Consider the following 26300-nt stretch of genomic DNA (forward strand, 5'->3'; position numbering starts at 1 on the left):
CTACAAAATTACGGTGGGTTCCCAGCAAAACATGAGCATTTATTCTGTCGGGCCAAGGCCCGACCTACTAGCTTATTCTAATGTTAACTGAGCAAACGTAGATACCTAGAGCATTAAGGGGCCTACACAACTGCCAGCAAAACTGCAGTCAGATAATTTCCTTCAGGAAAAGAAGTTAACGTAGGATGACAACTTGCTGGGCCATAAACACCGAGAATGCGAGCTTGCTTCCCTACCGCTCCAGCTTGTGCACTGACCAAAGAGCAAAACTCCTGAGATGACAATGCTGAGGAGCAATTACACGTCATTAACAAGGAACCTGCCTTCATATACTTAAATACTTCGCGATGCAGAAATCGATAATAGTTTTTAGCCCGTTCAACATGTTGTTTTGATGGAACCAATTTAGGAGGATCCAGAATGACTAAATCATAATCTCCTGCTTTTGTTAAATACTCACGGGCATCTGCTTCGATAAACTCAATCTGGTTCACATCATTTAATGCAGCATTTTTCTTTGCTTGCGCGATTGCTTGGGCAGAGCTATCGATAGCAGTTACTTTTGCAGCTCCTGCTCGCGCAGCATGCAAGGCAAAGCCACCACTATAACAATATAGATCTAATACGTTTTTTCCTTTGGATAATTGAGCAATACGCTGATGATTCTCTCGTTGATCAAGAAACAGTCCTGTTTTTTGTGCTTGAGCAAATTCAACTTCATAAATAACCCCAGCTTCAAAAACTTTAGTATCGTACTGCTTCTCTTGTGTAGTGATTTGCTTCCATCCATCCTGACTCAATGGTTTACTTTGGGGCATCCAAACAACTTGATCTGTCGGAAATAAATTTTGCAAAGCATGCATAATTACTTCTCGATTAAGCTCCACCCAATAAGCAGAACTAGCAACAACACAAATCTGATTAAATCGATCAATCGTTAATCCAGACAGACCATCTGCCTCACTATTAAACAAGCGATAAGCCGTGGTTTCTTCATTAGGTAAATTCAAACATTCCCTAACCTGTTTTGCCTGCTTTAAACGATGTGCAATCAAGAAATGTAAATTGCTTATATCTATGGATTCATTTGCGAGCGCCAATACTCTAACTCTATAAAGAGAATGCTCATTATAAGCTCCAACGCCAATCAGCTCTTCATCCGCATTGTAAATATCAACCAAATGTCCTGTTACTAATTTCCCATGGGTTTTTGCAATAGCTTTGGGGAATATCCACGGATGACCACGTAATACAGTGTTTTGTTTCGCCTTAAGCAAAATAACCTTAGCATTCATTTTTCTATTTCCCCAAGAACAAAAATCGGCTAATCTACACAAAGAACGATAGACCTGCAAGAGTTCATAATTTTATAAAGCCCCAAAAGCAGTTCCCGCTCAACTTGACTGAAAAAATAAGAATTAGGGACAGTGATGCCACAAACTATAAAAAAATGTTTTATCTCCCTTTTTATAACCAATGATCTTACAATTAACACATTTTGGTAAACGATATGGAAAATACACAAAAGTTCTCTTATGGACTCACTTTAGGAGCTTTAGGAGTTGTGTTTGGTGATATAGGTACCAGTCCATTGTATGCCTTAAAAGTCACTCTGGATAATCTTCCTATTTCCCAAACTACCATAATGGGAGTGCTCTCACTGATCTTCTGGTGTTTGATTATTATTATTTCATTCAAATACTTAATCATGATTTTTCGGGCAGATAATGATGGAGAAGGAGGAATTCTTGCCCTTTTGGCGCTAATGAAGCTTAAAAGTACTCGCTTTGTCCCATTATTTTATATTGTTTCAATTTTTGGAGCAGGCTTACTCTTAGGCGATGGCATGCTTACGCCTGCCATATCAGTAATCAGTGCCGTCGAAGGCCTTAGCACACTTTCTGATTCATTTACACCCTACATTCTCCCCATTGCAGGAGTGATTCTAGTCTTTCTTTTTATGCTGCAGGCAAGAGGAACAGGAAGCATAGGCAATCTATTTGGCCCATTTATACTCATCTGGTTTATAACCATTGCTGTACTCGGAATCATACAAATAGCTAAAGCACCAATAGTGCTAACAGCAATCAATCCATACTATGCGTTTGCATTGATCCAAGAAACCGGATTTAAAGGATATTTATTATTGGGAGGCATTTTTCTTGTTGTTACAGGTGGAGAGGCACTTTATGCCGATATAGGACACTTTGGAAAAAATCCTATTCGCGCCAGTTGGTTTGCGGTTGTTCTTCCCTGCTTGGTGCTCAATTATTTTGGCCAAGGCGCCAACTTACTTTTACACCCACAAGCGATTGGCAATCCATTTTATATGATTGCCCCACAATGGTTTTATATTCCATTAATTATTCTTGCCACTATTGCAACGGTAATCGCGTCACAAGCAGTTATTTCAGCTACATTTTCTTTAACAAAGCAAGCTGTTTTATTAGGTCTATGTCCTCGTATACCCATAGTACAAACATCCAAAGAGTTCTCTGGACAAATTTATGTACCGCAAATTAACTTTATTTTGTTTATTGGGACAATCACTTTCTGTGTTGCTTTTAAAACATCAGATAATTTGGCACATGCCTATGGAATTGCTGTAAATGCATACATGCTCCTGATTGATGCAATGGTTGCCTACGCTGCTTTATCGATTTGGAAGTGGTCGAAATTTAAAGTCACGATGATATTCGGATTATTCCTTACTATAGACTTTGCGTTTTTGGGCTCAAATTTACATAAATTTTTGACTGGTGGTTGGGTCCCAGTCACCTTCGCTTTACTGATTGCAATGATAATGTATACCTGGAAATTTGGTTTGGAATACTTGCGCGATCATTACTACATGAATAAAGATGACATTTCTAAAATTATCAGACAATTAGAGTACAAAAGCTTGAATCAGCTGACTGATTTGACAGCAATTTTTATTACCGATGTTTATGATAAAAGTGGCGGAAGCTTTCTCCACTTCCTCAAGTTAAGTCGCGCAGTTCCAGAGCGCGTCATTATCGTTAATTATGTTGTAGACAACATCCCGTATGTTCATTACAGTCAACGTTATGAAATCACCTGCCTGCATGAAAAGATATTTAACCTCACTTTACATTATGGCTTCATGGAAACTATTTCGATACCCAGAGCTCTGGAGCGAGCCTCAAACAAAAATCTGTTCCCCTTCAAGTTAAATGTTGATCGCGCTACATATATGGTGGAAATTCCCAATATTACCGCATCAAAATCAAAAAAATCATTAACATTCTATTGGCAAGAAAAGTTATTTGCATTTTTAATACGTAATTATTCTGCCAATTTAAATATCGACTTTTATAAATTGCCATACAATAGAACCATGGCAATTGGTACTTATTATATTATGTAATCTCAGGAGTTTTTTATGTGGTTTAACAATGCATTAATTTATCAATATGAACTGGATGAGGCTTGTGATTTAACAGCTTCTTTAGCTGAAAATAGCCTAAAACCTTGTCCTCCACATGCTCGTTTTATTTATGGCTGGCTTCCCGCTTTTGCAGATGAAATGGTACAAGAAGTTGCCGGAAGCTCATTGATTTGTATGGGCAAAGAAGAGCGTTTACTGCCACGCGGTGTGATCAACAAAATGTTGGCTGAAAAAGTGCAAATGCTTGAAACGCAACAAGGTCGCCCTGTAAAGCGCGCAGAGAAAGCACAAATGGCTGAAGACATCGAATTTGAATTGTTACCTAAGTCATTTTGTATTCAGAAAAAAATGTTTGCCATTCTTGATAGCGTCGGTAAAAGAATCATAGTTAATGCGTCCAGTAATAATCAAGCAACGCAGCTCACCTCTCTTTTACGTAAATCAGTAGCAGGAATCTCAATAGAACCAATTACCCATACAGAAAATCTGGCAGTGCGTTTTGCAGAATGGATACACTCTCCTGGCACGCTACCCAGCCAATTTCAATTAGCGTCTGATTGCATACTTGTTTCTCTTGATGATGAAAAGAAACGAGTACATTGCAAGGGATATGAACTACCAGCAGAAGAAATTTTAACATTATTATCGCAAGGTATGGGGACTGCTGAAATTTCTTTAATCTGGAAAGAAAGAATCCAATTAACATTAACCCATGATTTTAGCTTTAAAAAACTCAAAAGCCTCGACTTTCTGCTCGATGATTTTAGTGAAATTAAGCAACTTGATGAAGAATATCAACAACGCGATGCAGCACTTACTCTATTATCAGGTGAGCTTCGTGAGTTAACAAATGATCTTTTAGCCGCACTCACAGCAAAAGAAAAAGAACCTGAATTAGAAGAGATGGTATAACTCGTGTAGCCTGGCTGTTTGCAGCCAGGCCTGTTCATGGATATTGCTCCAGGCTGCAGCAATCAGCCACTAACACTACCATCTGACTTGATAAAGTGCTGGATTATCTGGAAGAATTTCTCCCGTATCGATTTGTTCTGCCATAGTTGGAATAGGAAGAGGATCCCTTTTTTCCTCTCCTCTCTTGCATATATGCTGTATTAATTGAATTCTCTCTAGATAAAAAGAACGTTCCAATTCTTTATAAAAATCAGATAAAAACTTTTTTGCTTCTTGAGAAAGCTCATTTACATTAAATTGTTTACTTAGAGTTTCACCAAGCACACTAATGAGATTTTTATAATTAATCCAATCATTATTGATACAATTATAAATCATTGGACTATTTGGATTAGTTTCGTCAATAAACTTGATTAACTTTGAATAATGCGCCTCTCTAACTTTGCCCCATTCCTTATATGTTTTTTTAAATTTTTCTAAGAATTCCGCTGTTGTCATGATACATCCACCCAAACATCATAAAATCATAAATTAAATTGTTTCTTTAGCATTCATTACTTTTGTTTGTGACTTGTAGACTGGGTGAATCGAAGTGAAACCCGAGATTTTCTGCACAAATACCCCGGGCTACGGCTAGCGCCTTCACGCAGGCTACAGCCTCACCATTTAAAAATGAGACAACTTCTTAGACAATTCTATCCATTTTATTTGTACGATAAGTTGCTCTATAAACAGTAAACGCTTCATCTGCGGCCTTTTTGAAGCCTAGCGCCATATTCGCTTCATACATAACCACTAAAGCCAGTCTCGCACTTGGCGCTTGGGGATAGTTTTTAACGACATAGCTCGCCCTGTTGATTGCTGCAACATACATCTTGCGTTTAAAATAGAATGTGGCAACATTCAATTCATGCTGTGCAAACATATTGCGTAAGTAGATCATGCGCTGCAATGCATTTGCCTTATATTTACTATCAGGGAATTTTTGAATCAAAATACCAAAGTCAGAGTAAGCTTGAGTTTGTGTTCCTGGATCTCTCCATGACTCATCCAACGGCAGGAACTTTGCAAAAACGCCACGGCTTTGTTGGAAATTAGCCATACCACGCATGTAATAGGCGTAATCTACATTTTTAGCACGTGGATAAAGATGAATGAATCGCTCAGCAGTAGCCGCCGCTGAGGGATAGTCTTCATTTTTATAATAAGCATAAATTAATTGCATTTGCGAGTGTTCTGTATAATCACTAAAGGGATACATTGTTTCTATCGCCTCTAGATGCTTTATTGCTGTTGCATATTCTTTTTTACGTAAGTCCTTCTGGGCTGCTGTATTGAGTTGCTCTGCAGTCATTCCTTTATAAGGGTTATGATCTTCATCGTCTTTCCCCCACCATGTCTTGCATGCAGATAAAGATACAATAAGACCTATTAGGAACAACATTTGAATTCGTTTCATAAACTACACCTAACCTATTTATAAATATATATCTGTTGCATCCACAACAGCACAAAATTTGGGAACATTATACCTAGGACTATATAATTTGCGAACATTCTTACGCTTTTTTTAAAGAATGAAAAAAATATAAACAGCATTAGAAAAAAGTACGCTCTTGTCGCTGAGAATAGTAAAAAAGTATTTGCAAAACCTAGGTCATTGGGATAGTATTCTCGCCTGGAGAGATGGCAGAGCGGTCGAATGCGGCGGTCTTGAAAACCGTTGAAGGGCAACCTTCCCAGGGTTCGAATCCCTGTCTCTCCGCCAAATTTCTTTCAGTAATCAATCAATATCTTCTCATCAGATACTGCAACAAAAAATTAACTTTTGAAGACAACATTCATAGTCTTCAGCTCCGACAAAAGACCCAATGTGCACATATGTATAGAGAGGATGGTTCATATGCTATTGAAATTATTTAGGCCGTTGGTATAGTAACTTTATCTTACGTTAATGGGGAACTGCATGTTAAGGAATACACTGAAACGTTTTGGCAGTATCACAAAACTTCTACATTGGTTGATTTTTATTTTAATTGCCGCTCAATTTTATTTCGTCTGGTCTCTTAGTGAGAACTCTCCGCTGATACCACTCTATATGATGCTGCATAAATCAGTGGGTGTAACTGTTTTAGTGTTCGGAATTTTATTCTATATTTGGCATATTATTAGTATTAACCCCCTGCCCCCAGAAAATCAACCGCGATGGCAATACTTTATTTCTAAATTGGTCCATCATGTTCTTTTTATTCTTATAATATTGATGCCACTTGTTGGCTACCTATTAACTTGCTCCGATGGTAAACCGATTAACTTTTTTGGCTGGTTCACTATACCTTGCCTTATTCCGACGAGTGAACAGCTTGGTAATATGATGTTCTCAGCCCATGAAACAATTGCCTTTATCATTCTGATTCTTGTTGGCATCCATTTCCTTGCAGCACTGTATCATCATGTCATTCGCAAAGATGAGGTATTAAAGCGTATGCTTCCGTTTACTTCGAATAAATAAACTCAACATAATAAAAAGAAAAAATCACTACATTGGACATGTAACCGAGTAAAGAACAATCTTTACTCGGTTAAAACATTATTATTTAAATTGATAAGGAGCCGAAGGAGTATATGCATCAACGTGGCTTGAAGGATCTTGATATGGTTGATACGTAGGTGCTTCATATGTAGGAGATTGCTGCCTACCATCCTGATACATCTGAGGTTGATATCGCTGATATACAGGGGTTAGATTCGTTGGATCTCGAGATTCTTGCGCTTGATATGTAGGAGCATGATACGCAGGAGGCTGCTCATAATATGACGGAGTTTGTTGAACTAGAACTGGAACATAAGTTCTTGGAGGAATTTTACAATCAAAGTGTAAACCACCAACATCCACAACACTCACTTCTCCTCTACGAAGTTGTCTTAATTCGGTGAGTAATTTCTGAACGCCCTTATCACGATTAAAAAAGGAAGGTATCGCTTTTTCATTACCTAATAATTTTGCCATTTCAGCACGATATGCGATCATAGCGCATTTTACTGCCATAGGATCCATATTTTTTTTATCACGTAAAAAAGCTTCATCACTAGCCGTTAATCTAAATCGATCTGGGTCAGCTGGATCCATAGACTCTTTATTCGCAGATTTATTGGTAGAATCATAAAGAAGGCTCATTGCAAAAGCGCCAACACCGGCACCAATAACTCCAAGCAGTACCACACCTATAGCCACTACACCAACTGGATTACATCCTGCTGCTATTGCAAGTGCAATTAATGGTGCAGCGCCAAAATTCATTGTTAAAAAAGCTGAGCCAGCACCAAAGCCAATAGAAGTAGCAAACATTAATGCGCCTTTCAGCCAACCTTCACCATACCAAAAGCGTTCCATACTGTCTGCAAATTCATTTATCATATAAGCCATAGCAAGGAAAGCTAAAACTACAGCAACTAAGGCTAAAGCTAAAATGAGCAGGAAAGCAATCAATTTAGTTAAATCGTCATTTGTGCCGTGCCCATGGCTATTTGAAGGCAAACAACTATCTCTATGGTAACCATGCCCATGATGATTATGTAGCATAGAATCTAAGAGTATGCAGTTTAAAAGTGTTGAATCAGTATTATTGTAATAATTATGCTCATGAATCTCAACATAAACAGCTGGTTTAAATTGAGGTATAGGAGGATTAAACGCTGGTTGTTGAGGAGGATGCTGTTGATATATTGGTAGTGCTCGAAAAATTGTATCAAACGCCTGGTATGCTTTAGCTTTCTCCGCAAGATCTAAATGGTAAAACGGGCTATTGGGTTGGTAAAACATAGCAGATTGTAGTTCTGCAAGCATTTGGCTGTGCATCTCATAAATGCCTGCCCCTTCTAGACTTTTATAATGCTTTAGTAAGTTTCCGTATAATATCTTTAATTTATAATCAGTAAATTTCGTAGTTAAACCAGACATAGAGATCTCCTATAAATTGGGTTATATAGGCAAACTCTGCTATCTGGATCCTAGGACATTAATTTTCAAATGAAAAATCAAAAACCATGAAGCTCAAGCCAACACGTTTGTCTATAAAACCTAGTGCTTAACAATTTGTGCTCGATTAATTAAACTTTTTACATACAAGTCATAATCCATCATGCCGTAGCTTGCTTCGATTTGCTGAATTAAGCTATCTTGTTGCTCCCTGTCTAACGTACTTAATTTTCCATCATGTATCTGTTTTAATCTGACCACCACATAATCACCATTTGCCATGACCAGACCATCTCGGCTTTCTGGTCTTAATAAATTGAATGCCATGTCATTAATATCATTATCAACTTTATCATTGTCACGGGTAGATTTAACTACAGATTTCCACGATAAGTTATTACTACTAATTAGTTCTTGTTGTTTCTTATCCTCAACTGGGTTTAATAAATTCATGCCAATTTTTTTCGCTTTAGCTTCAGCCATTTTTTTAACTAAAATTTTGCTGATTTGCTCTTGAACAGCTTCTAAAGGCTGTTCTTTCTCCGCCCAATGTTGATCAACACGTATGACCACAACTGAATCATTATCAATTTGGATCGGTTCACTATTGTTTCCTAGATCAAGTACATCATGACTAAATGCCGTATTCAGTACTTGTTTGTTTTTTGTAATGCTATCTGTGCCACCTGCACGTGAAAAAGGCTGTGCTTTTTCAATTTTTAGATTTAATGCATCAGCAACAGGTTGAAGCGAATCTGGTGACTGATAACTTAAATCAGATAACTGTTCTAAAGCCTGTGTATATTTAGTTTGAGCACCTTCAGCAACCAATTGTTCCTTAATAGATGCTTCTACTTCGGAAAAAGATTTTGTTGAAACAGGCTTATAAGCAATAAGCTTAAAAATTTCATATCCATGTTTCGTTTTTTCAGGGGAAGAAATCTGCCCCGGTTTTGTTAAATTAGATAAAATCTGATTGTAGTTATTTTGTCCACCCGCTGTAATCCAAGGAAGAACCCCCTTGTCAGCAATAGAAAGCTTATCATCTGATATTGTTGAAACAAAATGTTCGAATTGTTCTGGATTTTTTTGTAATAACTGATATACATCATTTGCTTTTTTCTGAACTTTTTTCAAATCAGCTTGGCTGGCATTTTCAGGAGCAGCAAATAAAATATGAGCAACCTGCCAACTTGCTGGAATCAAATAGTTACTTTGATTTTCTTCATAATAACGTTTTGCATCTTCATCAGATATTTTAATTTTGTCCTTAATATCATGCATAGACAAACTAACATAATCTATGCTGACTTGTTCTGGACTCATAAATTCTTTTTTATGCTTCTTATAATAATCAGCAACCTCTTCTGAAGAAACATGGGCATCTTTTTCAAAAGCGGAAGCCGCAATTGTTAAATAATCATAGTCTCTGTTTTGCATGTACAAACTTACAAAACGGTCGATTTCATCGGGCAAAGCAAAGGAGCTCCCCATAAAAGCAAACCGTTGCTGGTTTAATAACATGCCTTGTTCTACTTCATTTTGAAAGCTTGATTGCGTGAATAAAGCAGCATTAAGTGCTTGTTGATATTTCTGGGCTGAAAAATGACCGTCTTCTTGAAACTGAGGAATGCTCAAAATCGCTGCATTTGCTTGATTTGGGCTGACGTCGAAGCCATTTTTACGTGCAGATTGCACTAAAACCTCATTAGTAACCATTTGGTCTAACACTTGGTTTTGCAATTTTTTTTCATCAGCAGCAGTCATTTGCTCAACATCTTGCATAGAACGAGCACGTCTATAATTGGTTTCAAATGCCTGTAATGTTACAGGTTGACCATTGACGGTTACCTTAGCGTTTGTCGTTTGACGCGATTGTAGATAATAATCCACACCAAAAAGTGTAAACGTAATACCGATTAAGATAACTACTAACCAAGCTACAACACCCTGTATACGTTCATTTAACTTTTGTAACATGTCGCGAGATCCATATTATTTAATTAAGGCTCTATTCAATTTAGCGAGGGCATTATAACCCTGACTGCAAAAAATCAAAACAAAAACTATAAAACACTTACTCAACAAAAAATTTCTTTCTAAAATCAGTTAGATAATTAAAAGTTGAAATGAATACATTACTTCTTTTTCACACCTTCACTTGAACTAAAAAAAAGATTAGGGGATAAATTTTTGAAGTAAAAATTTCTTTCCAGATAAAAAAAACGCGCCTTTCGGCGCGTTAATCTGGCGGAGTGGACGGGGCTCGAACCCGCGACCCCCGGCGTGACAGGCCGGTATTCTGACCAACTGAACTACCACTCCATTACTTGGTGGGTGCTGTAGGGATCGAACCTACGACCCTCGCCTTGTAAGGGCGATGCTCTCCCAGCTGAGCTAAGCACCCTGAAAACTTATGCTTCTTGCACCGCTTCTTTCAGGTTTTTACCCGCTTTAAACTTGGCTACTCGTGACGCTTTAATCTGAATAATTTTACCAGTTTGTGGGTTTCTACCAGTACGTGCTGAACGATTGCCTGTTGAAAAAGATCCGAAACCAGGTATTACTACTTGATCGCCGCTTTTTAAGGCATCAGTAATAGTACTAGTAAAAGTTTCGAGAACTCTGCTGGCGTCAGCTTTAGTTAAACCCGAACCACTTGCTATAGCATCAACTAATTCGCTCTTATTCATTGCTTCCCCTATACAGTTAATCTTCCATACTTCAAGTTAATTTAATTAAACTCATCAAATCAACCGGTCAAGTAGTTACTTCCTTGCAGCGCCCGCTAGTGGCGGGCTACGAAACGAAATATACCTCTAATTAATGGGTATGTAAATCATTATTTTTAATTTTTTTTGATCGTTTACCCACTAAAGCTTCAGATTGTACATTTGTTGGCTTATCTAGCCAAGGACTGCGTTGTAAAGCCAGTTCTAAGACCTGTTCTATGGTCTTAACTGGATGAATTGTTAGCTTACGCAAAACATTATCTGGAATCTCTTCCAGGTCTTTTACATTTTCCTCGGGAATAATGACATGCTTAATTCCGCCGCGATGAGCCGCCAATAATTTCTCTTTAAGGCCACCAATTGGTAATACCTGCCCTCTCAACGTAATTTCTCCCGTCATCGCTACATCTGCTTTAACAGGGATATGCGTCACTACAGAAACCAAAACAGTACACATACCAATACCCGCACTTGGACCATCTTTGGGTGTAGCCCCTTCTGGAACGTGGACATGGAAATCATTCTTATCATAAAAATCATCAGCCAAGCCAAACTTTGCAGCTCGACTACGTACTACAGTCATCGCTGCATGGATAGATTCCTGCATGACCTCACCCAATTGACCTGTATGTGTGACCTTGCCTTTGCCGGGCATCATTGATGCTTCTATTGTTAGCAACTCTCCCCCCACACTGGTCCACGCCAAACCTGTAACTTGACCAACCTGGTCAAACTCTTCAGCCAAGCCATATCGAAATTTTTTCACACCCAAATATTTTTCAATATTACTTGTAGTTACATTCATTTTTTTAACTTTTTTATTGGATAGAATTTCTTTTACAACTTTTCTACATACACTCGCAATATCTCGTTCTAAGTTACGAACGCCAGCCTCTCTAGTGTAGTGACGAATCACCTCTCGAATCGCGCCTTCACTAATGTGTATTTCTTGATTACTCAAACCATTCAAGACAACTTGTTTTGGAACAAGATATTTTTCGGCAATACTTACTTTCTCGTCTTCTGTATACCCTGCAAGTCGAATCACTTCCATTCTATCTAATAGCGGCGCAGGAATTTCCAGAGAATTTGCTGTCGCAATAAACATAACGTCACTCAAATCATAATCTACTTCAAGATAATGATCGTTAAACGTATGATTTTGCTCTGGATCCAACACTTCAAGTAATGCGGCAGCAGGATCACCACGAAAATCCATAGCCATTTTATCCACCTCATCCAACATAATGAGTGGATTTTTCACCCCAGCCTTACATAATTTTTGAATAATTTTACCAGGCATAGATCCAATATAAGTTCGTCTGTGACCACGAATCTCTGCTTCATCTCTTACACCACCCAAAGCAATACGAATAAATGTACGGCCTGTAGCATTTGCAATCGATTGTCCTAATGATGTTTTACCTACCCCTGGAGGTCCAACCAGACAAAGTATTGGGCCTTTTAAGCGTTTTACACGTTGTTGAACAGCCAGATATTCAATAATGCGCTCTTTAACCCGCTCAAGACCATAATGTTCTTTATCTAATAATTTTTCTGCTTTGAGTAAGTCAAATTGAATTTTAGTTCTCTTTTTCCAGGGAACTGTAAGCATCCAATCAAGATAGTTGCGTATAACTGTCGCCTCAGCAGACATGGGTGACATCATTTTTAATTTATGAAGTTCAGCGAGCGATTTTTCTTTTGCTTCTTTGGTCATTCCGGCTTTGTTAATTGAATTTTCTAATTGTTCAATTTCATTTCCTTCTTCGCCTAACTCGCCTAACTCTTTTTGGATCGCTTTCATTTGCTCATTGAGATAATACTCGCGCTGACTTTTCTCCATTTGTCGCTTAACTCGGCCTCTCACACGCTTTTCAACATGTAATAAGTCAATTTCGTTTTCTATAGCAGACATTAAACGCTCAAGACGAGTACCCACATCTAAAGTTTCCAGTAGCTCTTGTTTATCATCTACCTTCAATGTTAAATGTGCCGCAATGGTATCTGCTAAACGGCCTGGTTCTTCTATCCCAGCAAGAGGAGATAAAACCTCTGGTGGAATTTTTTTATTAAGCTTAATGTATTGTTCAAACTGAGACATTAAAGAACGCATTAAAATGCTAACATCTGGTTCTTGCACCGCGGCATTTTCATCGTCCAATAATTCTAGGTCAGCTTCTAGATATCCTTTGGTCTGATTGTATTCTTTTGCTTTAGCCCGTTTTTCACCTTCGACTAAAACCTTTACGGTTCCATCTGGTAATTTTAATAGCTGCAGCACACTAGATAACGTTCCAACTTGGAAAATATCCGCCTCACTCGGATCGTCATTCGACGACTTTTTCTGCGCCACTAAAAAGATTTGTTTGCTATCAACCATAGCCGCTTCTAAGGCTTTAATTGATTTTCCTCGCCCAACAAACAAAGGAATAACCATATGAGGGTAGACCACTACGTCTCTTAATGGTAATACAGGTATATTTGACAGATTTTCTGTCTCATTCGAAGTCTCAATAATTTCAGTGGACATAATGAACCCTTATTCAAACGAAAAGCTTATTTAAAATTCACGCGACTACTAATTATAATTTAAAAGGAAGGGAGAGTTATTGCAAGGAATCAAAGCGTTATAATTAAGAAAAGTTGTATAAAGCCACTCTCCTACACTAGGTGTAGGAGAGAAGTAAAAATTCTACTCTTGACCACCTGCTGCACTCTTCATCCCTTCTTGTTCGTAAATAAGGATAGGTTTTGATGCACTGTTAACAGCACTCTCATCAACCACAACTTTATTTACCCCTTCAAGAGAAGGTAATTCATACATGGTGTCTAAAAGAATATTTTCAAGTATAGCACGCAAACCTCGCGCGCCCATTTTGCGTTCCAAAGCTTTTTTAGCAATAGCTATTAATGCTTCCTCTCTAAATTCCAGTTCTACCTCTTCCATACTAAATAACGATTGGAACTGTTTCGTCAACGCATTTTTAGGATTTGTTAAAATATCAATAAGCGCCGTCTCATCTAATTCTTGTAAAGTAGCAACTACAGGCAAACGCCCAACAAACTCAGGTATTAATCCATATTTAATCAAATCATCTGATTCCAGCTGATTCAATACCCTAGAGATTTCATGACCACTTTCTTTTTTATTTTTTAATTGAGCGGAGAATCCAATGCCAGACTTATCACTACGTTCTCTTATTACTTTTTCCAATCCAGCAAACGCACCGCCACAAATAAATAAAATGTTTGAGGTGTCTACTTGTAAGAACTCTTGTTGTGGGTGTTTGCGACCGCCTTGTGGTGGAACTGAAGCAATAGTGCCTTCGATCAGTTTTAAAAGTGCTTGTTGCACACCCTCACCAGAAACATCGCGTGTAATTGAAGGGTTATCAGACTTACGTGATATTTTATCAATTTCATCAATATAAACGATACCATGCTGAGCTTTATCTACATCATAATCGCACTTTTGTAAAAGCTTCTGGATAATATTTTCTACGTCTTCGCCAACATAACCTGCTTCAGTAAGTGTAGTTGCATCAGCCATAGCAAATGGAACGTTGAGGATACGAGCTAATGTTTGTGCTAAAAGTGTTTTACCACTTCCAGTTGGACCTATAAGTAAAATGTTACTTTTTCCAAGTTCAACACCATCTTCACTTTTATGTTGTAATCGCTTGTAGTGATTATACACAGCCACGGACAAAACTTTTTTTGCATGTGATTGCCCAATGACGTACTCATCCAAAAAGGTTGAAATTTCTTTGGGTGAGGGTAGGCGTACTTCTGCTTCTTCATGAGCTTCATGAGTTTCTTCACGAATAATATCATTGCAGAGTTCAACGCACTCATCACAGACAAATACAGAAGGACCAGCAATCAACTTTTTTACTTCATGTTGGCTCTTTCCGCAAAAAGAACAATACAAAACTTTATCTCCACTTCCGTTACCGGATTTACTCATAACCAAACCCCTTCTTACAACGATTATCGGAAAAAAATAGATAATATATGTAAAATATTAGTCAATCAGAAAAAGATATGCCACATGTTTTTCATGTAACTATTTTTAAATACAAAAACAAAATACGAAAAAGTAGTAATGAATCAATACAAAAGGACCCCTATTCGCATTCCTAGCCTGGGTGTAGCGAAGCGGAACCCGATAAACTTGAACATCAATCCCCGGGTTCCGCTTCGCCGCAGCTGGGCTATGATACATTATAGTTCAGTTCTTTGAATTTAAAGTAAAGAATTACTCTGTTTTATTCACAGACTCTCGATCATAAAGCACTTGATCAATTAAGCCGTACTCGACAGCTTGGGTAGCACTCATAAAATTATCACGCTCTGTATCGCGCATAATTTGATCTGATGTCTTTTTAGTATGTTTTGCCATAATAGTATTTAAACGCTCTCTTACGGCTAAGGTTTCGCGAGCATGAATTTCGATATCAGTAGCCTGACCTCGATAACCACCCAAAGGTTGGTGAATCATTACTCGAGAGTTTGGCAAGCAGAATCTCTTACCATCAGCTCCAGCACAAAGCAATAAGGCAGCAGCACTTGCTGCTTGCCCAATACACAAAGTACTTACATCAGGTTTAATAAACTGCATGGTATCGTAAATTGCTAAGCCTGCAGTTACCACCCCTCCAGGAGAATTAATATAGAGAGAAATATCTTTTTCAGGGTTTTCAGACTCAAGAAATAACAATTGAGCAACTACTAAATTCGCCATATGGTCTTCAACTTCCCCCAAAAGAAAGATAATGCGCTCTTTTAATAATCTTGAATAAATATCATATGAACGTTCACCACGTGAGGTTTGCTCAATAACCATTGGGACTAGTCCACTGGCATTGCGAATTATGTTCTCTGAATATCCTGACATATAATTACTCTCCTTTTTTATCAGTTGCTTCAGTTGCAGGCTTAGGATTCATTACTGAATCGTAATCTTTGTTCTTATATTTAATTTTTGCATCTTCAGCAATTTTATCTGCAACCATCTCTTCCATAACAAGCGCTTCAATTTCAGCCATATGCTCTTTGCTGCTTTGATACCAGGCACGTAACTCATCAGGATTTTCGTAAGCATTAGCAAATCGTTCAATTACTGTATTAACTTTATCTTTATCTGCAACGATTTGATGCTTTTTAACATACTCAGAAAAGAGTAGTCCAAGATGAACACGACGTTTTGCTTGCTCTTCAAACAGCTCACGTGGAAAATCAGGAATCGTTTCATTCTCATGATGCTCATGACCAAAAAGTCGATGATACATATCATGTTTTAAATGCTCGATTTCTTTGTCAATTAAAGCCATTGGTAATTCAATAACATTAACTTCCATTAATTTATCGAATAGTTTTTCCCGATTCATCATACTAACGCGACGCTCTAATTCACGAGACATATTGTCTTTAATGTCTTTTTTCAACGCGTCTACGCCACCTTCTTTGATATTAAATTTTTCAGCAAAGGCGTCATTGAGCTCAGGCAACTGTCCTTCCATCACATTATGAATAGTAATTTTGAAAACAGCTTCTTTAGCAGCTAACTCTTTATGGCCATAGTCAGCAGGAAACGTTACTTTGATATCAAAAGGCTTCTCTTTTTTATTACCAGTAATTCCGTCTTCGAAACCAGGAATCATTGCTCCAGAACCAATAACTAACTCATGTCCTTTAGCACTACCACCATCAAAAAGTTGATCATTTAAGTACCCTTCAAAATCAATAACTACTTTGTCACCTTTTTTGACAGCTCGGGAGACATCCTGCCATTCTTTATTTTGTTCACGAAGTTTGTCCAACATTTCTTCAACATCTTTATCCGTTACTTCTGAACGAGCCAGTTCAACTGATGCTTGATTTAATTCAGCAACTTCAAAAACAGGCATTACTTCAAATGTTGCGGAATATTTGAAGTCTTTACCTTTCTCTAGTTGCTCAGGCTCAACTGCTGGATATCCAGCGGGAACTAATTCATTTTTTTGTAATGCTTCAAATAAAGTAGATTGCACCATATCTCGAGCAACTTCTTCACGAACACTATCAGAATAGCGGTTGACAACAACATGTAAGGGGACTTTACCAGGGCGAAAACCATCAATCTTAACTTTGCGAGCAAGATTCTTGAGACGTAAGCTCACTTCTTCCTCAACTTTCTCTGAAGGCACAGAAACTGTTACCTTACGTTCCAAACCTTTTAGGGTCTCAACAGAAACTTGCATTAATATCACCTCTTGGAATTTATAATGATAAATGGTGCGAAAGGAGAGACTCGAACTCTCACGGGTCGCCCCGCTGGAACCTAAATCCAGTGCGTCTACCAATTCCGCCACTTTCGCAAATCAGGTTGGATTATCAATCAGTAATTCGGTCTTGTAAAGACTCAGATAAATCTTTAGCGATAAACCTTTTGTATCTCTTAAATGGGGTGAACGATGGGACTCGAACCCACGACAACCGGGATCACAACCCGGGGCTCTACCAACTGAGCTACGCTCACCATAAAAACTTTTTTACCAGAGTTCTTATGAACAATATCTGGGCTGGCACGCCCGGCAGGATTCGAACCTGCTACCCTCGGCTTAGAAGGCCGATGCTCTATCCAGATGAGCTACGGGCGCATCTTGGTCGGGGTGGAGGGATTCGAACCCCCGACATCCTGCTCCCAAAGCAGGCGCGCTACCAAACTGCGCTACACCCCGTAAAACCCGTCCCAAGGACAGAGCGCAGATGATACTAGGTGCCTTCATCAAGGTCAATATCTTAAATCATTTAATTTTAATTAATTTTACTTTATTGCTGTATCGATTTGCTTCGCTTGCACAAATCGTTATTTTTTCAAACATCTAGCCGATTACCCATACACGCACTCATCCCCTACTCGAATCTTTTTGAGTTTTCAGCTAGCATTGGAAATTATTGTTCATTGCAATCTGAATATATGAAATTTAAACTGATTCCTATCTTCGACAACATAAATTACCTGCATAAAAATCATGAGCATGTTGTGCTGCCCGATACTCGTTTTCAAAATGATTTTAATTATGCTTTGAGTTTTTTGAAAAGTTATACTGGCAGTCAAGGCACGTTCAATAGTTACCGCCGAGAGACCGAACGTTTATTACAATGGTCTTGGTTAATTAAAAATGTAACGCTCAATGAGTTAAAACGTGATGATATAGAAAATTACATCCATTTTTGCCAAAAACCACCAAAATCCTGGATCAGTTTAAAAAAGGTACCTCGTTTTATTGAAAAAGATGGGACACGAATTCCCAATGAAGAATGGAGACCCTTTGTAGTTACTTTAAGTAAATCTGCTATAAAAGATGGACATAAGCCACAAATTGATCAATTTAAGTTGTCTCAAGGAGCCACTCAAGAAATATTTGCTATTTTAAGTACACTGTTCAATTTCTTGATTGCTGAAGAATATCTCGCATCTAATCCTGTTGCACTAATTCGTCAAAAAAGTAAATTCATTCGAAAACGCCAACAAAATACCCCCATACGAAGATTGAGCCTGCTGCAATGGAGTGCCGTATTAGAGGCGGCCGAATCCCTTGCCGAAGAATCCCCTCTGAAACATGAGCGCACGCGCTTTATGTTGAGTTTATTGTTTGGTATGTATCTTCGTATATCCGAATTGGCAGCTAGTGATCGCTGGATCCCCAGTATGAATGATTTTGCCAAAGACAGTAACGGCTATTGGTGGTTTACAACCGTAGGTAAAGGAAATAAAGAACGACAAATCGCCGTAAGCGAAGCAATGCTGGAGAGTTTAATACGCTGGCGTTGCTTCCTAGGATTATCGCCACTCCCCTCTCCTGCTGATAATAGCCCACTCATACCCAAAATCCGTGGAAATGGGCCTATGAGTGATACAGCACCAATACGTAGAATTATTCAACGATGTTTTGATCTGGCAGGTGAGCAATTGCGGATGAAAGGTCATGGTGAAGAAGCCGATAATTTGGCCGCGGCAACTGTCCACTGGTTAAGGCATACAGGTATTTCTGAGGATGTTAAAATTCGCCCTCGTGAGCACGTACGAGACGATGCAGGCCACAGCTCAAGTGCCACAACAGACCGTTATATCGACATTGAAAAACAAGCACGTTATCAATCGGCGAGGAAAAAAACGATTGAGCCAGAACCAAGTTAAACAGATTTATGTTAGAATTGAAATAAGTTCGAGGTGAAGCCTGAGTGCAGCACAGCAAAGTCCTGGGGTTAATTGAACATAGAAATCCTCAGTTTGCTGCAACCAGGCTAAGTTCCTACGATTTCATAATTTTATACAACCAACTCTATTTATGGCAAAAGATTTATCATGCTTACTCTTCGTCAAATTACTCTAAGTCGTGGCAATAAAGTTTTATTAGATAAAGTTAATGTCACTCTATATGAAAAGCAAAAAATAGGTCTTATTGGTCATAATGGATGTGGCAAATCAACATTATTTGATTTTTTATTAGGAAAGCTATCCCCTGATACGGGTGAATTTTTAATTAATCCCCAACTCACTATCAGCCATTTATCACAACAATTACCGGACAGTGATGAAAAAGCTCTGGATTTTGTATTAAGTGGTGATGAAGCTTACATTAAGCTGCTGCAACGTCTAAAAGATTCCGAAGCAGCAGGTAATGATGCCGAAGTATTGGCATGCCATGAAGAGTTAAGCCACAGTGGCGGTTACAGTAAACCTGCCCAAGCAGCAACGATAATGTCTGGTCTTGGCTTTAGAGGCGAGCAACAGCAGGCTTCAGTAAATAGCTTTTCCGGTGGTTGGAGAATGCGTTTAAGTCTTGCGCGCTGCTTAATGAAACCAGCTGATTTATTTTTACTGGATGAACCTACCAACCATTTAGACATGGAGGCCATTTTTTGGTTAGAACGTTTTTTAAAGCAAAGTCCGAGTACTATTGTTCTTATTTCTCATGATCGTGAATTTCTTGATGCATTTGTTACTCATATTTTGCATATTGAGAAGCAAAATCTAACTCTTTACAGTGGTGATTACAGTTGTTTTGAAAAAACACATGCACAACAATTGGCATTACAACAAGCGATGTATGAGAAGCAGCAAACCAAAATTAATCACATGATGTCATTTGTAAATCGATTTAGAGCTAAAGCGACTAAAGCAAAACAAGCACAAGGACGGCTTAAGGCTATAGAAAGAATGGAAATTATCGCTGCAGCACAGGCTGACTCTCCTTTTTCTTTCGATTTTTTCCCATGCCCCCGGGCAGGAAATCCGTTAATACAATGCAATATGGTTGATGCAGGATATCAATCTGAAAAACCTATATTAAAAAGAATAAATTTCTCACTCAATCCAGGCGACAGAATAGCCTTGTTAGGACCTAACGGCGAAGGAAAATCGACCCTAATCAAGACATTAACCGGCTCATTAACTCCTTTGCATGGTACTATTCATCGCTCAGCTCATTTAAAAATTGGTTATTATGCACAACACCAATTAGAACAACTGGATTACAATTTAAGTCCTGTGGAAACAATCCAAGCGTTATCACCAGAGGCTCGCGAACAAACCATTCGTGATTTTTTAGGTGGCTTTAATTTTGCCGGTGATATGGCAGTACAACCTATAACCCACTTTTCCGGCGGCGAAAAAGCACGTTTGGCTTTGGCCAAACTTGTTTGGCTCAAACCTAATTTACTGCTGCTTGATGAGCCAACTAACCATTTGGACCTTGGGATGCGTTCCGCCATAGAGCTTGCGTTGCAAAGCTATGAAGGTGCGCTTATCCTTATTTCTCATGATCGTCATATGCTCAAAACCAGCGTTGATAATTTCTATCTAGTGTACCAACAAAAAGTACAGGCTTTTGATGGAGACTTAGATGATTATTACTCTTGGCTACAAACTAAAGACTCAATTAAAGAAAATACTGTTAGCTCAACTGCTGTTGATTATAAAGAAAAAAAGACCTTACAAAATCGTCTAAAAAAATTAGAGCAATTGATTGAACAGCATCAAGGGGAAATTACCAAACTGGATACTCAGCTAAGTGACTCGAGCCTTTATGAGGACAGTGCACAACAAAATAAACTTAATCAACTAATACAAAAACGTCATCTCGCTCATTCCTCTTTAAATCAGGTCGAAGAAGAATGGTTAGAAATTAGCAGTAGCTTAGAAGATTTAGTTTAATGTGGGGACGGACCCCTGCAATTATTAGTCATCAATTTGTTCAAAACGCATCGGAGCCCGTCCCGGACCGTCCTCTGGGTAGTACTGTGGTGCAGCCAGCCTATAATATTTTTATTTTTTTCCAGCTAATGACCAGAACGTAGAATCTCTAACATCAACTTCGCGGCGAGTTGCTCTGCCTTACGTCGATTTGAGCCTTGACCAAAAGTTTTTTGCTTTGCGCCATTAACCGCACAGGTGATATAAAATATTTGATTGTGTTCATCACCTTCTACCTTGGTTAAGGTATATTCCGGGAGCGCAATTTTTTCAGCTTGCAAATATTCTTGTAGTTGCGTTTTTGCGTCTTTTAAACAGTCGTTTAAATTAGGATCTTCAAGTCGAGAATGATATAACCTTAAAATAACCTCTTTTGAGGACTCGATGCCGCCATCTAGAAAAATTGCTGCGAAAACAGCTTCCATAGCATCCGATAGAATTGAAGCACGGCGAAAACCACCACTTTTTAGCTCACCCTGGCCTAAAAAAAGAAAATCGCCAATATCAATTTCTTTAGCTAATTCGACCAACATCTCGCCCCGGACCAAAAATGAACGCAAGCGGCTTAACTGGCCTTCACTCTGCATCGGAAATCGATGAAAAAGTTCATTAGCAATTACAAAACTTAAAATTGAATCTCCTAGAAACTCAAAACGCTCATAGTTTTCACTACCAACACTACAGTGCGTCAAAGCTTGCTTAAGATAAGCAACGTTTTTAAATTGATAATTTAATCGCCTGCATAACCTTTCTAAATCAACTTTCACTGCCGGTTACAACCTCTTCAGTATGAGCAAAATCAAATAATAAGCTTATATTGTATACTAAAGGCTTAATCACTTGGTATTTCAATTTTACTCTAAATTTATTAGCGCCAATAGGTTCAATAGTTAATTGGTTTTCCTTGAAAGCGTCTACATCATTCACATCCAGTCGTTTATCCAAAGTACTTTTCAAAACGTTGACATCTGCAACCGGATCTCCAGTTAATGAGGATGGAGGAATCGAATTTAATCCTTTTATTGATTTAAGAACAGAGTAATATTGCAAGTAAACTGGAATAACACGCATTACTACCACAGCAGCCATAACAAGCACAACTATAGTAAATAACATCCCTATAAAAGTCATTCCCTTTTGTTTTCGCATGCGTTATTCCTTTTATCTATTCTAAATAAATCAATATATTTCTACCATAGACTTATGGTATTAATTTTCCTATTTTAGACCAACGAACACTATCTGTCTTACTATTCCAACTCATCCAAACTAAAAATGCTTTACCTCGCAAATAGGACTCAGGTACAAATCCCCAGAATCTACTATCGGCACTGTCATCACGATTGTCGCCCATCATGAAATAATTTCCCGCGGGCACTACAACATCAAAATCTACTGCGGGAACATCAGCTCTAATGAAAATATTATGCACAGTCCCATTCAAATCTTCTTTATATTTGCTAACTGCCTTCCCAGAACTCTCATCGATGGTGTACTCAACAAAAGTTTGCTTTGCTTCCTTTCCATTGATTGTTAATACCTTATTGTGATAACTAACTTTATCGCCGGGAACTCCTATTACCCTTTTAATATAATCATAAGAAGGATCTGGAGGCCAACGAAATACAGCAACCGCCCCTGTTTTAGGATCGGAAATTGAAAGAACTTTCTTTTCCCAAACAGGGAGTCTTAATCCATAAATAAACTTATTTACTGCTACAAAATCACCAACAAGCAATGTCGGCTCTAATGAACCCGACGGAATGCGAAAAGGTTCGATAATGAATGAGCGTAAAATTAAAACAATAAAAAAAACAGGAAAAAAAGATCGTGAATATTCAATAATACGATTGGGTTTTTCATCCTGCGTACGTTTTTTTGACCAGAACAAGACATCTAATAGATAGATAAATCCACTGATAAACGATAGGACAACCAATATTAAAGCAAAATTCATAAATTTATATCCTAAGCAAACTTAAATTTCATGATACATTACATGGCACTTAACCCATTTATATTTCTGCTCGCGTGAACAAGCTAGTGAAATAACCATGCAGCCCCAGCACTATTTCTTTTTATCCGTTTGAAAAACAGCCATGAATGCTTCTTGGGGTATTTCTACATGCCCAACTTGCTTCATACGCTTTTTACCCGCCTTTTGTTTTTCCAATAATTTTCGTTTTCGTGACACATCACCACCATAACATTTTGCAGTAACGTTCTTTCGTAAAGCCTTTACTGTTTGTCTGGCAATAATATGGCTTCCTAAAGCCGCTTGAATTGCCACATCAAACATTTGTCTTGGAATTAAATCTCGCATTTTTTCAGCAATTAATTTTCCACGACTATGTGATGAAGAGCGATGGACAATCACTGAGAGTGCATCCACTCGTTCACTATTAATCAAAATATCCATTTTAACCAAATCAGCTTCCTGAAAACGCAAAAAATTATAATCTAAAGAAGCATAACCACGACTCACCGATTTTAATCGATCAAAAAAGTCAGAAACGACTTCACTCATGGGAATATCATAGGTTACAGAAACTTGACGGCCACTGTAAGTCATATTTACCTGAACACCACGTCGCTCAATACACAAATTAATTATTGAACCGAGATAATCCTGTGGTACAAGTATATTGGCCCTCACAATAGGCTCATACATTTCTTTAATTTGCGGAAGCGGCGGCAGATGGGATGGGTTATCAATGAGCATCGTCTCGCCCTTTTGCGTCACGATTTGATAGACCACCGTAGGTGCGGTAGATATGAGATCAAGATTGTACTCCCTTTCCAAACGCTCCTGTACAATCTCCATATGCAGCATGCCTAAGAAACCGCATCGGAAACCAAAACCCAGAGCCTCAGAAGATTCTGGCTCATAAAATAATGAAGCATCATTTAGACTTAATTTAGCTAAGGCTTCACGGAACGCCTCAAAATCATCGGCGCTGATAGGAAATAGACCGGCATAAACCTGAGGCTTCACACGCTGGAAACCAGGAAGTGGTTTTTGCGCAGAATTTTTTTCCAGAGTGAGTGTATCTCCCACTGGAGCGCCTTGAATTTCTTTGATTCCTGCAACTACATAACCTACTTCACCTGCATTCAACATATCCAGCTTAGTACGTTTAGGAGTAAATATGCCGACTTGATCAACCTCATAAGATCGCCCTGTAGACATAACTCTCATCTTGTCTCCTTTACGTATTGAGCCATTTACAATACGCACCAAAGAAACAACACCAAGATAGCTATCAAACCAAGAGTCGATAATTAAAGCTTGTAAAGGCTCATCGATATTGCCTTCTGGTGGAGGAATACGAGTGACTAAAGCTTCGAGTACATCCTCTACACCCAATCCACTTTTAGCACTCGCTCTTATTGCATCGTGTGCATCTACCCCAATAATATCCTCAATTTCTGAGATAACACGCTCTGGTTCAGCTTGCGGTAAATCAATTTTATTAAGCACCGGCAAAACAGATAATGATTGATCAATGGCCGTATAACAAACAGCTACCGTTTGTGCTTCTACCCCTTGAGCTGCATCAACGACGAGAATAGCACCTTCACATGCAGCCAAGGAGCGGGATACTTCATAGCTGAAATCCACATGCCCTGGCGTATCAATAAAGTTCAAAAGATAGGTCTTGCCATCTTTCGCACGATAATTTAAAGAAACACATTGAGCTTTAATGGTGATACCTCTTTCTCGCTCTATATCCATAGAGTCAAGAACTTGAGCACTCATTTCACGCTCAGTTAAACCACCACAAATTTGGATAAATCGATCCGCCAAGGTTGATTTACCATGATCAATATGGGCAATAATCGAAAAATTGCGAATCCGCTTTAAATCACTCAACTGAATTACCTTTTTTGCAAATAGCGCATTCTAGCTTAAATAAGCGCAGCCTTAAAGTATTTGCTAATACAGTGCATTTTTAATAAGATTTAGCATTTCGTTTTATATATTATTAGGGTGCGCTATGCGAAGAATATCAAGTTTGGGGTTTATGGCAATAACGCTGCTACTTCTTTCTTTCTCAACTTATTCAAATACCGCATTTACACAAAGAAAAGATGTGCAGCTTTTTATTAAAAGTATGGTTAAGGAATACCACTTTAATGCCAAAGAGCTTACAGCAACAATGAATCAGGTCGTTATCCAACCCGATATCATTGAATCAATGGAAAAACCCTATGAAAAGAAAAACTGGGATGTTTATAGAGATTTATTTCTCACCCCTGCTCGTCTAAAGGGTGGATTAGATTATTGGGCAGCTAATAAAAAGGCACTTGATCGAGCACAAAAAAAATATGGTGTTCCTCCAGAAATTATTATTGCAATTTTAGGAGTGGAAACCTTATACGGGGAAAAGCAAGGGGAACATCGAGTTCTTGATGCACTAGCAACACTGGCGTTTAATTATCCAAAACGCGCGCCTTATTTTACCAAAGAATTAAAAGAGTACCTGCTCCTTTGTCGCGAACATGGCGTTCCTGCAACGCAATATAAAGGTTCGTATGCTGGTGCCATAGGCCAGCCGCAATTTATGCCGAGCAGTTACCGTAACTTCGCTGTTGATTTTAATCATACTGGCAAACGTGATCTTGTAACTAACAATGCGGACTCTATCGGAAGCATTGCTAATTACTTCTACCATCATGGTTGGAGACCTAATGATGGAGTAGCTCAGCATGCTATGGTAGTAGGTACTCGTTATAAACGAATTCAAGTAAATCCTAGAAAAACCAATTACTATTACACACAATTGATTGCAAATGGAGTTAAACCTATGACTGCAGCACATAATCATCCTTCACGCGCCGCTTTGATTGAATTAGTCACTGCAAAAGGAAACGAATTTTGGATTGCTTATCCCAATTTCTTTGTGATAACCCGGTACAATTCAAGTCCGCAGTATGCACTTGTGGTTTATCTGTTATCACAACAATTAAAACAGCAGTGGGCTGCCGTAAATATAAAAAAACATAGAGCTTATGTTTAAG

Annotated in this window: 20 protein-coding genes and 7 tRNA genes; 7 read left to right on the top strand and 20 right to left on the bottom strand. The window is 38.4% G+C overall.

The window, feature by feature from the left end:
* Nucleotides 1-122 precede the first annotated feature (122 nt).
* Entirely contained in the window at nucleotides 123-1295 is a 1173-nt protein-coding gene (locus BGO44_RS10095; RefSeq protein ID WP_058510064.1) for a class I SAM-dependent rRNA methyltransferase, read from the bottom strand.
* 215 nt (nucleotides 1296-1510) lie between these two features.
* Here BGO44_RS10095 and BGO44_RS10100 point away from each other — a divergent pair, with 215 nt between their 5' ends.
* Nucleotides 1511-3388 carry a potassium transporter Kup gene (locus tag BGO44_RS10100; RefSeq protein ID WP_058510063.1) on the top strand — a complete coding sequence of 626 codons (1878 nt, stop codon included), beginning with the start codon at nucleotides 1511-1513 and terminating at the stop codon, nucleotides 3386-3388.
* Nucleotides 3389-3403: 15 nt separating this feature from the next.
* Nucleotides 3404-4321 (top strand): recombination-associated protein RdgC, encoded by a 918-nt coding sequence (locus BGO44_RS10105; RefSeq protein WP_058510062.1) that lies wholly within the window; start codon nucleotides 3404-3406, stop codon nucleotides 4319-4321.
* Nucleotides 4322-4396: 75 nt separating this feature from the next.
* On the opposite strand, the gene BGO44_RS10110 is transcribed toward BGO44_RS10105, so the two are convergent.
* Nucleotides 4397-4819, bottom strand: coding sequence for a hypothetical protein (locus tag BGO44_RS10110; protein WP_273199598.1), 423 nt, complete (start codon nucleotides 4817-4819; stop codon nucleotides 4397-4399).
* A gap of 187 nt (nucleotides 4820-5006) precedes the next feature.
* Nucleotides 5007-5780: an outer membrane protein assembly factor BamD gene (locus BGO44_RS10115; RefSeq protein ID WP_273199600.1), complete on the bottom strand. Its 774-nt coding sequence runs from the start codon at nucleotides 5778-5780 to the stop codon at nucleotides 5007-5009.
* 221 nt (nucleotides 5781-6001) lie between these two features.
* Here BGO44_RS10115 and BGO44_RS10120 point away from each other — a divergent pair.
* A tRNA-Ser gene (locus tag BGO44_RS10120) sits at nucleotides 6002-6089 on the top strand.
* A gap of 198 nt (nucleotides 6090-6287) precedes the next feature.
* Entirely contained in the window at nucleotides 6288-6833 is a 546-nt protein-coding gene (locus tag BGO44_RS10125) for a cytochrome b (RefSeq protein ID WP_273199603.1), read from the top strand.
* 81 nt (nucleotides 6834-6914) lie between these two features.
* On the opposite strand, the gene BGO44_RS10130 is transcribed toward BGO44_RS10125, so the two are convergent.
* The 13 genes from BGO44_RS10130 to BGO44_RS10190 all read right to left on the bottom strand — a co-directional run bounded on the left by BGO44_RS10130 (nucleotide 6915) and on the right by BGO44_RS10190 (nucleotide 17757).
* Nucleotides 6915-8282, bottom strand: a complete 1368-nt coding sequence (locus BGO44_RS10130; RefSeq protein ID WP_273199604.1) for a hypothetical protein — start codon at nucleotides 8280-8282, stop codon at nucleotides 6915-6917.
* 120 nt (nucleotides 8283-8402) lie between these two features.
* Nucleotides 8403-10280 (bottom strand): SurA N-terminal domain-containing protein, encoded by a 1878-nt coding sequence (locus tag BGO44_RS10135; RefSeq protein ID WP_273199605.1) that lies wholly within the window; start codon nucleotides 10278-10280, stop codon nucleotides 8403-8405.
* A gap of 268 nt (nucleotides 10281-10548) precedes the next feature.
* A tRNA-Asp gene (locus BGO44_RS10140) sits at nucleotides 10549-10625 on the bottom strand.
* A 6-nt stretch (nucleotides 10626-10631) separates the two neighbouring features.
* A tRNA-Val gene (locus BGO44_RS10145) sits at nucleotides 10632-10707 on the bottom strand.
* A gap of 7 nt (nucleotides 10708-10714) precedes the next feature.
* Nucleotides 10715-10993 carry an HU family DNA-binding protein gene (locus BGO44_RS10150; RefSeq protein WP_058510057.1) on the bottom strand — a complete coding sequence of 93 codons (279 nt, stop codon included), beginning with the start codon at nucleotides 10991-10993 and terminating at the stop codon, nucleotides 10715-10717.
* 130 nt (nucleotides 10994-11123) lie between these two features.
* Nucleotides 11124-13565 (bottom strand): endopeptidase La, encoded by a 2442-nt coding sequence (lon, locus tag BGO44_RS10155; protein WP_058510056.1) that lies wholly within the window; start codon nucleotides 13563-13565, stop codon nucleotides 11124-11126.
* A 162-nt stretch (nucleotides 13566-13727) separates the two neighbouring features.
* Entirely contained in the window at nucleotides 13728-15002 is a 1275-nt protein-coding gene (clpX, locus tag BGO44_RS10160) for an ATP-dependent Clp protease ATP-binding subunit ClpX (RefSeq protein ID WP_058510055.1), read from the bottom strand.
* A 291-nt stretch (nucleotides 15003-15293) separates the two neighbouring features.
* Nucleotides 15294-15932, bottom strand: a complete 639-nt coding sequence (clpP, locus tag BGO44_RS10165; RefSeq protein WP_058510054.1) for an ATP-dependent Clp endopeptidase proteolytic subunit ClpP — start codon at nucleotides 15930-15932, stop codon at nucleotides 15294-15296.
* Nucleotides 15933-15936: 4 nt separating this feature from the next.
* On the bottom strand, nucleotides 15937-17277 hold the full coding sequence (gene tig, locus BGO44_RS10170; protein ID WP_058510053.1) for a trigger factor: 1341 nt from the start codon (nucleotides 17275-17277) through the stop codon (nucleotides 15937-15939).
* A gap of 32 nt (nucleotides 17278-17309) precedes the next feature.
* Nucleotides 17310-17394, bottom strand: a tRNA-Leu gene (locus BGO44_RS10175).
* Nucleotides 17395-17479: 85 nt separating this feature from the next.
* A tRNA-His gene (locus BGO44_RS10180) sits at nucleotides 17480-17555 on the bottom strand.
* A 44-nt stretch (nucleotides 17556-17599) separates the two neighbouring features.
* Nucleotides 17600-17676, bottom strand: a tRNA-Arg gene (locus tag BGO44_RS10185).
* Nucleotides 17677-17680: 4 nt separating this feature from the next.
* A tRNA-Pro gene (locus tag BGO44_RS10190) sits at nucleotides 17681-17757 on the bottom strand.
* Between the two features lie 239 nt (nucleotides 17758-17996).
* Here BGO44_RS10190 and BGO44_RS10195 point away from each other — a divergent pair.
* Both BGO44_RS10195 and BGO44_RS10200 read left to right on the top strand, forming a co-directional pair.
* The gene (locus BGO44_RS10195; protein WP_058510052.1) at nucleotides 17997-19220 is read left to right on the top strand and encodes a tyrosine-type recombinase/integrase; all 1224 of its coding nucleotides are present in this window, start codon (nucleotides 17997-17999) and stop codon (nucleotides 19218-19220) included.
* A 168-nt stretch (nucleotides 19221-19388) separates the two neighbouring features.
* Nucleotides 19389-21239: an ABC-F family ATP-binding cassette domain-containing protein gene (locus BGO44_RS10200; protein ID WP_273199609.1), complete on the top strand. Its 1851-nt coding sequence runs from the start codon at nucleotides 19389-19391 to the stop codon at nucleotides 21237-21239.
* A gap of 125 nt (nucleotides 21240-21364) precedes the next feature.
* Here the strand turns inward: BGO44_RS10200 and rnc are convergent, their stop codons facing one another.
* The 4 genes from rnc to lepA form a co-directional block, all read right to left on the bottom strand.
* Nucleotides 21365-22045 (bottom strand): ribonuclease III, encoded by a 681-nt coding sequence (rnc, locus tag BGO44_RS10205; RefSeq protein ID WP_058510050.1) that lies wholly within the window; start codon nucleotides 22043-22045, stop codon nucleotides 21365-21367.
* Nucleotides 22035-22427 (bottom strand): DUF4845 domain-containing protein, encoded by a 393-nt coding sequence (locus BGO44_RS10210; protein ID WP_058510049.1) that lies wholly within the window; start codon nucleotides 22425-22427, stop codon nucleotides 22035-22037. Before BGO44_RS10210 ends, rnc begins: the two co-directional genes overlap by 11 nt.
* A 52-nt stretch (nucleotides 22428-22479) precedes the next feature.
* Nucleotides 22480-23235 carry a signal peptidase I gene (gene lepB / locus BGO44_RS10215; RefSeq protein ID WP_058510048.1) on the bottom strand — a complete coding sequence of 252 codons (756 nt, stop codon included), beginning with the start codon at nucleotides 23233-23235 and terminating at the stop codon, nucleotides 22480-22482.
* Between the two features lie 111 nt (nucleotides 23236-23346).
* A complete protein-coding gene (gene lepA, locus BGO44_RS10220) occupies nucleotides 23347-25152 on the bottom strand; it encodes a translation elongation factor 4 (RefSeq protein ID WP_273199611.1) in 1806 nt (601 codons plus the stop codon).
* Between the two features lie 124 nt (nucleotides 25153-25276).
* On the opposite strand from lepA, the gene mltB reads away from it, so the two are divergent.
* On the top strand, nucleotides 25277-26299 hold the full coding sequence (mltB, locus tag BGO44_RS10225; RefSeq protein WP_058510046.1) for a lytic murein transglycosylase B: 1023 nt from the start codon (nucleotides 25277-25279) through the stop codon (nucleotides 26297-26299).
* The last annotated feature ends 1 nt before the right edge of the window (nucleotide 26300 follow it).

It is taken from the genome of Legionella sp. 39-23 (assembly GCF_001897665.1).
Classification (GTDB): domain Bacteria; phylum Pseudomonadota; class Gammaproteobacteria; order Legionellales; family Legionellaceae; genus Legionella; species Legionella steelei.